Origin of the sequence: Delftia sp. WSY_22 (assembly GCF_043104185.1) — a bacterium.
Lineage (GTDB): Bacteria > Pseudomonadota > Gammaproteobacteria > Burkholderiales > Burkholderiaceae_C > Comamonas > Comamonas tsuruhatensis.
Window position 1 is genome coordinate 244269 of sequence record NZ_JBICKN010000017.1, and the last position, 12380, is coordinate 256648.

Here is a 12380-nt window from a genome sequence, read left to right on the forward strand (position 1 = left end):
CGGACCCAGGGGTTCCAACCCATCGCCCTTGCGGAAAGGCAGGTATCCGGATGCGTGACCTGATCCAGGAACTCGTGGCTCACTATGGCGATCTGCGCCGCCAGCTCACGCGCGATCTCCGGGATCCGCACTATGCGGCCGACATCGCGCAATCGAGCTTCGAGCGGGTCTATGTGCACGCCCTGGGCCTGCGCAGCGGCAAGAAGGCCGAGGCGCTGCCCGATGCCGACATCGAATCCCCGCGCGCCCTGCTGTTTCGCGTGGCACGCAACCTGTGCATAGACGATGCGCGCAAGCGCAAGACCTCCCAGGACTGGACGCGCCAGCAAATGGCGGTGCAGCACAGCGCGCCCTCCAGCGAAACCCTGGCCGCCCAGCGCCAGATCCTGGACCGCGTCGTCCAGGCGCTGGAAAGCCTGCCGCCGCGCCGGCGCGAAGTCTTCATCCTCTTTCGCGCCCATGGCTACACGCGCGCGGAAATCGCCGATCAGCTCAACATCACCGAAATGGCCGTCGCCAAGCACATGGTGCGCGCCACGCTGGACTGCTCGCGCGTGCTGGCCCAGCTGCGCTCCGAGCTGATCGAGGACCATGCGCTGGGCAGCGCCATGGATTTCGACAACAGTACACTGACCGACGACGCATCCTGACCCCCCCTTTCCATGGCAAGTGCACCTAGCGAGCGCATGGTCGAGCATGCGCTGACGCTGATCGTTCAAAGCGAAATCGCTCCCGACCCGGTGGCCCACCAGGCACGCCTGACCCTGGGCGAATGGCGCGAGAAATCAGCCCGGCACGATGCCGCCGCACGCGAGGCGCACCTGCGCTGGAACATGCTCGGCGGCCTGTCCGGCGGACTGCGCGAGCAATTCCAGGAAACCGCCCTGCTGGCGGACAGCGCCTCGCGCTCCACCAGGAGCGTCCAGCGCCGCAAGCTGCTGCTGTCGTTTGCAGGGCTGCTGGGCACCGGCGCGCTGGCGGGCCGGGGCGCCTACTGGTACTGGCAGCAGCCCCTGCACACCTCGGCCTATGCCACGCGCAACTCGCAGATGCTCAAGGTCACGCTGGCCGACGGCAAGGCGCCGCTGCAGGCCAGCCGCATCGAGCTGGCGCCCCAGAGCGCCATTGCCGTGACGCTCTACCGCCAGCGCCGCAGCGTATCCATGTCGCGCGGGGAAGCGCGATTCGAAGTGGCCTCGGACCCCGACCGCCCCTTCGAGGTCATCACGCGCGAGGCGCGCATCGAGGTCGTGGGTACGGTGTTCACCGTGCGCGACCGTGGCGGCACGATCACGGTGGGCGTGGAGCATGGCCATGTCAGGGTCCGCGTGCTGGGCAGGGATGCGCAGGATCCGACGACCGAGGCGGCGGCCACGCTGGACCTGCTGCCAGGCCAGGTGGTGGACATCCGCAATGGCCAGCCCGAGGCCGTGCGCCAGGCCGATGCCGCCACGCTGTCCGCCTGGCGCGAAGGCTGGCTGGTCTTCGAGAACACCCCGCTGGCCGAGGCCCTGGCCACCGTCAACGCCTACCGCACCCAGCCCATCGAAGCCGCCGATGCGCGCGTGGCCGCGCTGCGCCTGACGGGGCGCTTTCGCGCCAATGACTCGGCCGGCCTGCTGGCCGTGCTGCCCTCCATCCTGCCGCTGAGGGTGCGCGCGCAGGCCGATGGCAGCGTGCAGCTGCAGGCGCTCTGAACGGCGCCTTCGGTTCCCCGACAAAGAAAAGGCCACGGCCGGATCGCTCCAGCCGTGGCCCATGGCCCATGCCCGCTTACCAGCGATAGGTGGCCGTGCCGATCACCTTGCGGGGCTCGCCGTAGAAGCAGCCGTAGGAGCAGCTGGCGATATAGGTCTTGTCGGTCAGGTTGGTGAGGTTCAGGGCGAAGCGCCAGGGTCCGGTGGTGTAGCTGACCATGGCATCCACCAGGGTGAACGCCGGCAGCGAGACGGGAACGCCATAGGCCAGGCCGCGTGTCTGGCCCAGGTACCTGGCGCCCATGCCCACCTTGAGGCCGGCAAGCCCGAAGTCGCCAAAGCTGTAGTCGCCCCACAGCGATATCTGGTTGTAGGGCACGCCGATGGAGCGCTTGCCCAGCTCGTCCGGCTGCAGGGGGCTTGCCTGCGTGGTGCGCGCATCCGTGTAGGCATAGGCGGCAATGATGTTCACATTGCGGCCGATGGAGCTTCGCGCCTCCAGCTCGAAGCCGCGGGAGCGGACTTCACCGGCCTGTATGTTGAACGCCCTGCTGGCGTCCTGGGGATCGGGCACGAGCAGGTTCTGGCGGGTGAGCTGGAAGACCGCCGCCGAAACCATGGCCCTGGAGCCGCTGGGCTGGTAGCGGACACCGGCCTCGTACTGCTGCCCCGTCGTGGGCTTGAACCGCGATCCAAGGCGGTCCTGGCCCTGGGTGGGCTCGAAGGACTCGCTGTAGCTGAAGAAGGGGGCAAGGCCATTGGCGGCGAGATAGACCACGCCCACCCGGCCCGTGAAGGCCGAGCTTTTCTCATTGGCCGCGCTCACGTCCCCGGTGAAGAAGTTCGTCTCGTTGAAGCGGACCTTGTCATAGCGGCCGCCCAGCAGAACCACCCACTTGTCATCGATCTTGATCTGGTCCTGCGCATAGATGCCGAGGCGCTTGTAGTCGTTCTTCCAGGACGATCGGTAGTAGGGGGAGACAGGGCCCACCGGCTTGCCGTAGACCGGGTTGAAGACATCGAGGTCGGCGGCCTGCTGTTCATAGCGCTCGGTCTCGTGCTTTGGCAGGGCGTAGTCGAAGCCCACCAGCATGGTGTGCTTGATGCGGCCCTGGTCCAGCTGGTACTGCAGCGAGGTATCGGTCACGAAGGCCGACGAGCGGTCCCAGCGCGGCTGGTAGTAGCGCTCCACCACCGAGCGCTGGTCGGCGGACAGGCCCCAGCCGTCCGTGCTGAAGTAGCTGCTCTTTGCGTTGTAGTAGCGCATGCTGTTCCTGAGCTTGAGCTTCTCGGAAAAGGCATGTTCGAAGAGATAGCCGATGGAGTAGCGGTCCAGATCGAATTTGTCCCGCCCCGCCTCTCCGATGAAGCGGTTGCGGGGAATCTGTCCATTGATGTTGGGCAGCAGGGTGCCGTAGGCGGGCAGCCCGTAGACGTAGGTGGTGCGGTCCTTCTGGACCTCGGCCAACAGTGTCAGCGAGGTATTCGCATCGGGCTGCCACTTGAGCGATGGGGCGACATAGGTTCTGTCATCGGGGACACGGTCGATGAAGCTGTCGCTGTCGCGCTTGAGCGCCACCAGCCGGTAGGACCATTTGCCCTCGTCGTCCAGGGCACCCGCAAAATCACCCGAGACCTGCCTGCGCCCGAAGCTTCCGGCGTCGATGTTCAGCTCCCGGATTTTTTCCGTGGTGGGCCGCTTGCTCACGGTGTTGACCACGCCGCCCGGGGAGACCGAGCCGAAAATCACCGAAGAGGCGCCCTTGAGCAGCTCGATGCGCTCCAGGCCGTAGGGCTCCTGCCGTCCGTCGTAGATGTTGGCCGTGAACAGGCTGCCGTCCCGGTACATGCCCGTGGTGCGGAATCCGCGCAGGTACAGGCTGTCCGAGGTCCGGTCCAGGCCCTCGGCGCGGGTGACGCCGGCCGCGTAGCCCAGCGCATCCTGCAGGCTTTGCGACTTCAGCGTCTCGATCTCCTGGGCACCGATGACCGTGATGGACTGCGGTGTCTCCAGGATGGGCGTATCGGTCTTGGTGCCCGTTGAACTGCGCCGGGCGACATAGCCCTGCACGGGGCCGGCTACGGTTTCGCTGTCCGTGACGTTGATGGTCGGCAAGGTCGCGCCGGATACCGCGGGACGGCGGATGGCGAAGCCTCCGTTGTTCATCCTGATGGCTTCCAGGGACGTGCCGGCCAGCAGCTCCCGCAAGGCCTGCTCCGATGTCAGGCGGCCGTTGACGGCGCGGGAACTGAGCCCGGCAACCAGGTCGCCTGCGGCAAACATCTGGGTTCCCGTCTGGCGGGACAGCTCGTTGATGGCCGAAGCCAGGGCCTGGGCCGGCACATGGATATCGAACACTTGGGCAGCCTCCTGCCCTGTGGCCTGGGCCACCGCCTCGGTGCTCCAGAACGAGACGGAACCAAAGGCCGTGGCAAGGGCCAGGCTCAGCAGATGTTGACGGGGCAAGGAAGGCATGGTCGAAGAATTTCCAAAGGCATTGAATGAGACTGGTTACCAACCGGGCACGGACCTCCGCCCGGGTTGTTGTGCATTCCAAAGACGTTCTGCGCGCAAAAATGGAGACAAGGTGTAACCCGGTTTTCACGAAAAAGACCCGGGACGGGGCGGGCCGGGGGGCACCCGGCCGCCGTTGCCCCTCAGTCCAGCGCGTACTCCAGCACCAAGGCGTCGAGGATTTCGGCCGTCAGCCCCTCGTTCCTCATGATGGCGTAGTGGTCGGCGCGGATCACCGCGCCCTCTGCCCTTTCGGCCCTTTCGACCCCCTCGGCCCCCTCCTGGCGCAGCTGCTGCGCGAGCCGCAGCCGGTGCCCGGCCGCGGTTTCATCGCTCCACCAAAGGCTTGCCGCCGCTTGCACGGGCGCCAGGGCCTGCGCCTGCAGCGCCAGGTGCTTCAGGTGCAGGGTGGTCAGAAAGGCCAGGGCCAGGTCGGCGCCGTCCATGCAGGCATGGCCGCTGGGCCCCCCCGGTCCCTGCCTTGCAGCTTCGCGGCCCAGCGCGGCAGCCAGCAGATCGGCGCGGGGCGGCACCGATGCATCGATGTCCGCAAGGTCCTCGATGCGTGCCAAGGGCAGCATCTGCGAGACGAAGAGCCGGAAGTCATCCCACCACGACGGGGACCCGGCCGCATCGCCAGCAGGCACGAACGGGTCCACCAGCCCCAGGAAACCCACCGTCTGTCCCTGGCCTTCGAGCCGGGCGGCGATCAGGGCCGCCAGGCTGCCGCCCAGGGACCAGCCGAGCAGGTGGTAGGGGCCGGCGGGCTGTACCTGCCTCACCATCGCGCAGTAGTCGTCGGCCATCTGCTCCAGCGAGCGGTCGCGGTAGCCGGGATCGCCCAGGCTGCGGCAGGGTATGGCGTGGACGGTGCGCCGGTCCTGCAAGGCCCGCGCCAGCGGCTGGTAGTCAAACACCGTGCCGAACCCGGCATGCACGCAAAACAGCGGTGGCGCAGCCTCACACACGGCGTTGAGCGCCACGACGCCCCCAGCTCCACCGGCGCCGGCTGAGCGAAGCTCCAGCAGGCCGGCAATGGTGGGCCGCTGCAGCAGGTCGCGCAGCTTGAAGTCCAGCCGCGGATCGCCCAGCTTGCGCACCTTGGCGTGCATCCTGAGACTGAGCAGGGAGTCCCCGCCCAACTCGAAGAAGTTGTCGGTCTCGCCCACGCGTTCCACGCCAAGCACCTCCTGCCAGATGCGGGCCAGCGCCATGGCCGACGCTGTGGACGGTGGCACGTGAACTCGCCCGGCATCTGCCTGCGGCAGCGGCAGCGCACCACGGTCGAGCTTGCCGCTGACCAGTCTTGGCAGGGCGGGCAGGACCAGCGTATGGGCCGGCAGCATGTAGTCGGGCAGGTGCTCGCCTGTCTGCTGGCGGATGCGCTGGACCAGGGACTGCGCGGCGGTGCCCTCCTCGCCCACCACATAGGCCACCAGCTGCTTGCCTGTACCGGCATCCTGGACCAGCACGGCGGCATCGACCACGCCGGGCACGGCCCGGACGGCCTTCTCGACCTCGCCCAGCTCGATGCGGAAGCCCCGGATCTTGACCTGGTGGTCGGCCCGGCCTATGTACTCGATGTTGCCGTCCGGCATCTCGCGCACCAGGTCCCCCGTGCGGTACAGGCGGCCGCCACCGCCGTCGAAGGGGTCGGCGACGAAGCGCTCGGCCGTCAGGCCGTGGCGCGACAGATAGCCGCGCGCCAGGCCGTAGCCGCCGATGTACAGCTCGCCCACGACGCCGTGCGGCACCCGGTGCAGGTCGGCATCCAGGATGTGCACCGTGCGCTCGCCCACGGGCCGGCCGATGGGGGCGTAGGCGCAGTCGAAGGTCTCGCTGGCCTCGGCCTTCCAGATCAGCGGCGTCACCACCGTCTCGGTGGGGCCGTAGCCGTTGATGAGCAGGCGCGGGCGCAGGCTCTGGCGCACCTTGTCGTAGGCGGCCTTGGGCATGGCCTCGCCACCGAAGACGTACAGCTCCACCGGCGGCGGCTCCTGCGACTGTTCTGCGGCCCAGTCCGCGATCTGCGCCAGATAGGCCGGCGGGAACGCGGCATTGGAGATGCCGTGGTGGCGCAGGGCCTCGCAGGCCTGCTCCGCCGTCCACATCTGCGGCTCGCGCAGCACCAGGCCGGCGCCGATGCTCAGGGCCGTCAGCCAGCGCTCGTGCGCGCCGTCGAAGGAGAAGGACATGAAATGCAGCTCGCGCGAGTTCGCCCGCATGCCGTAGATCCCGGCCGTGGCCGCGCAGTGCATGGCCAGCGGCCCGTGCTCGACCACCACGCCCTTGGGCTGCCCGGTCGAGCCCGAGGTGTAGATCACATAGGCCAGGTCGCGCTCGTGCACGGCATGGGCCGGCGCCGCGTTGCAGGCCTGGGTGAAGTCCACCTCCTCGGCCACCACCAGATGGGCCACGGCCGGCGTGCCCAGCTTGTGCAGCGCCGCCCTGTGGGCGATCAGGTGGGAGGCACCGCTGTCTGCCAGCATGAACCTCTGGCGTTCGGCCGGCGACGCAGGGTCCAGGGGCAGGTAGGCCGCTCCGGCCTTGAGCACGGACAGCAGGCAGATCACCATTTCCAGCGAACGCTCCATGGCGATGCCGACGATGGCGCCGCGCCCCACGCCGGCCTGCACCAGGCGGTTGGCGAAATGGTTGCTGCGCGCCTGCAGCTCGCCATGGCTGATGGTTTGCTCGCCCATGAGCAGCGCCACCGCACCCGGGTCCCGGCGCGCCTGCAGCGCCATGCCGGCATGCACGGGCAGGAACGGCGGGCGGCAGGCATCCGTGCCCATGCCTGTGCCTGTGCCCGCCGGCCCATCGCGGCCGGGCTCGGGCAGCAAGGCGATGTCCCGCAGGCAGTGCACGCCCTCGCCCGCCATGGACGCCAGTACCTGCACCAGTTGCCGCAGCAGGGCCTGCACGGCGTCATCGCCGAAGCTGCTCCGCTGGTAGATCATCTTGAGCGACAGCACATCGCCCAGCCGCACCTCCAGGTCCATGGGATAGGAGGTCACGTCGATGGCATGCGTCACCGCAAACCGCAGATGCGGGTCGTCATGCGCGGACAGCACGGCATCCATGGGGTAGTTCTCGAACACCAGGATGCTGTCGAACAGGCCGCGCTGGCCCTTGCCCGCCCAGCGCTGGATGTCCGAAAGCGACGTCTGCTCATGCTCGCGCGAGGCCAGGTTCTGTGCCTGCAGCGTGCGCAGCCAGGGGCCCAGCTCCAGCGCGCCGTCGCAGGCCACGACCACCGGCAAGGTGTTGATGAACAGCCCCTGCATTCTTTCCACGCCGGCCAGCTCGGGCGGGCGGCCTGCCACCGTGGCCCCGAAGGCCACCGTGGCCTGGCCCGTGTACCGCGCCAGCACCAGCGACCATGCGGCCTGCACCAGGGTGTTGGCCGTCACGCGCTCGCGCTGGGCAAACTCCACCAGCTGCTGCGTGGCACCGGCATCCAGCGCGGCGCCGGCCTCGTGGTGCCCCTGACGGGCTGCAGGCAAGGCACCAGGCCGGACAGCAGGCCGGGCAAGCGCATCCACCAGCAAGGTGGGCTCGTGCAGCGGCTGCACCAGGCGCCTCCAGTAGGCCTCGCTGGCCCCGTGGTCCAGGCCTTGCAGCCATGCGATGTAGTCGCGGTAGCTGGTGTCCACGGGCTCCACGGCAATGCCCTTGTAGTCGCGCAGCACCTCGCCCAGCAGGCTCGATGAACTCCATCCGTCCGTGAGCAGGTGGTGGGCGGTCCAGATGCAGTGGTGGCTGCCATCGGACACGCGGACCAGGGCCAGCCGCATCAGCGGCGGCTTGCTGAGGTCGAAGGCCGCGAACTGCCCGGCGGCCAGGGCATCCAGGGCCCCCGCCACATCCTCGCTGTGCCGGCAGTCATGCTCGGTGATGTCCAGCAGGACCTGCCTGGCCACCCATTGCAGCGGCAGGGACGCATCGGCCAGGAAGCCGCTGCGCAGCACGGCATGGCGGTCCAGCACCGCCTGCCAGGCCTTTCGGAAGCGCGCGGCATCCAGGCCATGCGCGTCGATGCGCAGCTGGGTGACATAGGACAGCCCCGAGGGATCGGACAGGCTGTGGAACAGCATGCCCGACTGCATGGGAGACAGCGGATAGAGGTCCGCCAGATTGCCCGCAGGCAGGTCCAGGCCGTCCAGCTGCGCCTGCGTGACCCGGGCCAGCGGGAAGTCCGAGGGCGTCACCCCCTGCGCGCCGCTCAGGCAGTGGTCGATCAGGCCTTCCAGCTCCTGCCGGTAGCGCCCCATCCAGGCCTGCACATCGGCGGTGTCGTGGCGCGCCGTGCTGAAGGCGGCCGTCATCACCAGCTCGCCGTCGTACACGCGGCCATTGATGGTGAACTCGTGCGACAGCGGCGCCGAGGCGTCGGCCGGCATGCCGCTGCCCTCGGCAGCCGGCAGCCATTGGGCCGCGCTGTCAAAGCTTGCATCGAACTGCCCCAGGTAGTTGAAGACCAGGCTGGCCCGGGGCAAGGCCTGCATGGCCTGCCTTTGCTGCGCCGTGCCCAGGTACTTGAGCACGCCATGGCCCAGGCCGTGCAGCGGCACCTCGCGCAGGCTTTGCTTGACGCGCTTGAGCGCGTCGCCCGGGCCTGTGCCCGCATCGAGCGCCACCGGGAAGACGCTGGTGAACCAGCCCACGGTGCGCGAGACGTCCACGCCGGCCGACAGCTCCTCGCGGCCATGGCCCTCCAGGTCCACGAGGATGCGCTGCTGCCCGCTCCACGCGCACAGGGCGCGCCCCAGGGCGGCCAGCAGGATGTCGTTGATCTGCGTCCTGTAGGCCGCCGGCACGCGGCTGATCAGGGCCTCGGTGCGCTCGCGGTCCAGCCGCAGCTCGACGCTGGACTGCCATGCCAGGGTGTTGGCCCCCCCGGGGCGGGCACAGGGCAGGCTGGCCGACACCTGGGCCAGCGCCTGCCAGAAGGCCAGCTCGCCGCCGCATTGCGCGGCATGGGCCTGCAGCGCCTGCGACCAGCGCTGGTAGCTGGCGGTCTTGTGGACCCTGGCGGGCTCCAGGCCCTGCAGCCGGCTGGCATAGGCCGAACGCAGGTCTTCGAGCAGGATGCGCCAGGAGACCCCATCGACGACCAGGTGGTGGGCCACCAGCAGCAGGCGCCAGCTGCCGTCGCCCACCTCGATGCACAGCCCGCGCAGCAGCGGCCCGTGGACGATGTCCAGGCTGCGCTGCGCCTGTTCGCACAAGGCCTCGATCGCGCCGGCATCCCGTGCCTGGCGCACCCACAGCAGTGCCTGCAGGTCGGCCTCGGACGGGCTTGCGTAGGCCTGCTCCCAGGCGCCCTGCGCCGTGGGGCGAAAGCGCAGGCGCAGGCTGTCGTGCCGGGCCAGCAGATCGGCCAGGGCCTGGCGCAGCGGCGCAGGCTGCAGCGGCTGCGTGCTGCGCAGCAGCAGGGCCTGGTTCCAGTGGGATCGCTGCGGCACGTCCGTTTCGAAGAACTCCGCCTGAATGGGCAGCAGGGGAACGCTTCCCTGGACCGGGGTCTCCTGCTCCACGGCCTCGTCCTGCACGGGCTCGGCCACACGCGCCAGCTCGGCAATGCTTTGCCGCTCGAACAGCTGCCTTGGCGACAGCTTCCAGCCGAAGCGGCGCAGGCGCGAGACGATCTGCAGGCTCAGAATGGAATCACCCCCCAGCGCGAAGAAGTTGTCGCTGCGCCCCACCCGCTCCAGGCCCAGCACCTCGGCCCAGATACGGGCCAGCAGCGCCTCCAGTTCGCCCTCGGGCGCCTGGCTGGCGGCTGGCATGCCGAACGCGGGCAGGGCCTGCCGGTCCAGCTTGCCGTTGGCGTTCTGCGGCAACTGGTCCAGCACCATGATGGCGCCCGGCACCATGTAGTCGGGCAGTACCGTGGCCAGGCGCTCGCGCATCTCCTGCCCGTCCAGGGTCCGCCCGCTGCGGGCAGACACATAGGCCAGCAGCCGCGTGCCCGCCGGTCCCTCGCCGGCCACGACCACGGCTTCGCGCACATCGTCCAGCGCCAGCAGTTGCGCCTGCACCTCGCCCAGCTCGATGCGCAGGCCGCGGATCTTGACCTGGTGGTCCACCCGCCCCAGGTACTCCAGCTGGCCCTGCGCATTCCAGCGCACCAGGTCGCCCGTGCGATAGATTCTTGCGCCATCGCGGCCGAAGGGGTCGGCGACAAAGCGCTCCGCGCTGAGCCCTGCCCGGTTCAGATAGCCGCGCGACAGCAGGGGCCCGCCTATGCACAGCTCGCCGGCCACGCCCAGGGGCACGGGGCGCATCCGGTCGTCCACCACCCACATGTGCCGGCCCGCCAGGGGCCGGCCTATGGGAAGGTCCTGTGACGGCAGCGCCTGCGGCGCCGCGCCGGCGCCTTCCACCAGGCCGGTGCAGTCGAAGAGGGAGGCCGTGACGGTGGCCTCGGTCGGGCCATAGGCATTGAGCAGCCTCACATGGCCCAGCCCGGCATCGCGCCAGGCCTGCAGGCCGGCGCCCGGCATGGCCTCGCCGCCCACATGCACCTGCCTGAGCCGCCCATACCCGCGCAGGCCCTGGCGCGCAAAATCCTGGACCAGCAGCAGCCAGTAGGCGGTGGTCAGATCGGCCACGCTGATCTGCCTGGCCATGAGTTCCCTGTAGAAGGTGGCGCTGTCCCAGAGTTCGGGCCCGCGCAGCACCATGGCCGCGCCGGCCACCAGGGGCGCGAACAGCTGCTCGATGCAGCCATCGAAATTCAGCGTGGCGAACTGCAGCACGCGGTCCTGCGGCGACAGCGCGGCAAAGCCGACGGCCAGCTGCGCCTGCTCGGCCAGGCAGCGGTGGGAGATGCCCACGCCCTTGGGCCGTCCGGTGGAGCCCGAGGTGTAGATCACATAGGCCAGGCATTCGCCATGCACGGCGGCACCGGGGTTGTGGTCGGGCCCCGGCATCGCGCCGATGGCATCCAGGTCCAGCGCCTTCACGCGACCGGCCACCGCAAGCCCCAGGCGGGACTGCGTGAGCAGGCAGGCCATGCCGCTGTCCTCGACCATGTGGGCCAGGCGCTCGGCCGGATAGCCGGGGTCCAGGGGCACATAGGCCGCGCCCGACTTGAGCACGGCCAGCACGGCCACCACCATCTCCACCGAGCGTTCCACCGCAATGCCCACGCGCACCTCCGCGCCCACTCCCTCGGCGATCAGGCGGTGCGCAAGGCGGTTGGCACGCCGGTTGAGCTGCGCATAGCTGATGCATTCGTCGCCAAAGACCAGGGCCGTGGCCTGGGGCCGCTCGTCCACCTGCTGCTCGAACAGCCTGTGCACCAGGGGCTGGGCGTCGCGGCGCGGCGGGTTGCATCCGGACTGCCCCGATTGCGCCCATTGCGTCAGCTGCGCCCATTCGTCCCGGTCCAGCAGCTCGATATCGCAGGCCGGCAGCGCGGGCGTTTCGGCCAGGGCCGCAACAATGCCTTCCACGGCGGCCAGCATGTAGGCGCACAGGCGCTGCGCGCCCACGGTCTTGCTGGCCTGCCCGACCAGGCGGAAGCCCTGGCCCAGGTCATCGATGGACATGTCCACCGGGTAGTTGGTGCGCTCCTGCCCGCCCAGCGCCGTCATGCCTTCCCACGCGCCCGAGGCTGCGCCCGCTGCCTCCGTCTCCTGCGGCGCTGCGGTGTAGCGGTAGTTGAGCAGGGCCGAGAACAGCGGCGTCCCCCCCGCCAGAGCGCTGCAGCGCTGCGCCAGCGACAGCGTGGCGTGCTCGTGGTGCATCAGCCCCGTCAGCAGTTCATGCGTCTGGCGCAGGCATTCCTGCACGCTGCGGCCGCCCAGCTGTATGCGCAGCGGCAGCGTGTTGATGAACATGCCCAGCGCGCTGTGCGCGCCCTCCCCGCCCTGCATGCGGCCAAAGAGCACGGTGCCGAACACCACGTCGTCCTTGCCCGTGGTCCTGCCCAGCACCAGCGCCCAGGCCAGGTGGAACAGGCTGGCTGCACTCACCCCATGGCGCTGCGCCTGCCGGCGCAGCTCGCGCGACAGTTGTGCATCCAGCGCAAGCCTGGCCTCCTCCACCGCGCTGCCGTCGCCCTGCACATCCAGCAGGCCGAACGGCGCCGTGGGCTCATCCACATCGCCGAGCATGGCGCGGAAGAAGTCCTCATGCTCGCTGGTGCTCACGCCCAG

The 12380-nt window shown here is 69.4% G+C and carries 4 protein-coding genes; 2 read left to right on the forward strand and 2 right to left on the reverse strand.

What is annotated here, in order from left to right; translation table 11 throughout:
- Positions 1 to 50 precede the first annotated feature (50 nt).
- Both ACF8NF_RS09785 and ACF8NF_RS09790 read left to right on the forward strand, forming a co-directional pair.
- Positions 51 to 650, forward strand: coding sequence for an RNA polymerase sigma factor (locus tag ACF8NF_RS09785; protein WP_017404741.1), 600 nt, complete (start codon positions 51 to 53; stop codon positions 648 to 650).
- A 12-nt stretch (positions 651 to 662) separates the two neighbouring features.
- Entirely contained in the window at positions 663 to 1697 is a 1035-nt protein-coding gene (locus ACF8NF_RS09790) for a FecR family protein (protein WP_392450519.1), read from the forward strand.
- A gap of 76 nt (positions 1698 to 1773) precedes the next feature.
- On the opposite strand, the gene ACF8NF_RS09795 is transcribed toward ACF8NF_RS09790, so the two are convergent.
- On the reverse strand, positions 1774 to 4173 hold the full coding sequence (locus tag ACF8NF_RS09795; RefSeq protein WP_392450520.1) for a TonB-dependent siderophore receptor: 2400 nt from the start codon (positions 4171 to 4173) through the stop codon (positions 1774 to 1776).
- 182 nt (positions 4174 to 4355) lie between these two features.
- Entirely contained in the window at positions 4356 to 12338 is a 7983-nt protein-coding gene (locus ACF8NF_RS09800; protein ID WP_392450521.1) for an amino acid adenylation domain-containing protein, read from the reverse strand.
- Positions 12339 to 12380 lie beyond the last annotated feature (42 nt).

Bases quoted from the DNA above. Each gene is read 5' to 3' on its own strand.
- ACF8NF_RS09790 (WP_392450519.1), top strand. From the start codon at position 663: ATGGCAAGTGCACCTAGCGAGCGCATGGTCGAGCATGCGCTGACGCTG.
- ACF8NF_RS09800 (WP_392450521.1), bottom strand. From the start codon at position 12,338: ATGCTCGGCGATGTGGATGAGCCCACGGCGCCGTTCGGCCTGCTGGAT.
- ACF8NF_RS09785 (WP_017404741.1), top strand. From the start codon at position 51: ATGCGTGACCTGATCCAGGAACTCGTGGCTCACTATGGCGATCTGCGC.
- ACF8NF_RS09795 (WP_392450520.1), bottom strand. From the start codon at position 4,173: ATGCCTTCCTTGCCCCGTCAACATCTGCTGAGCCTGGCCCTTGCCACG.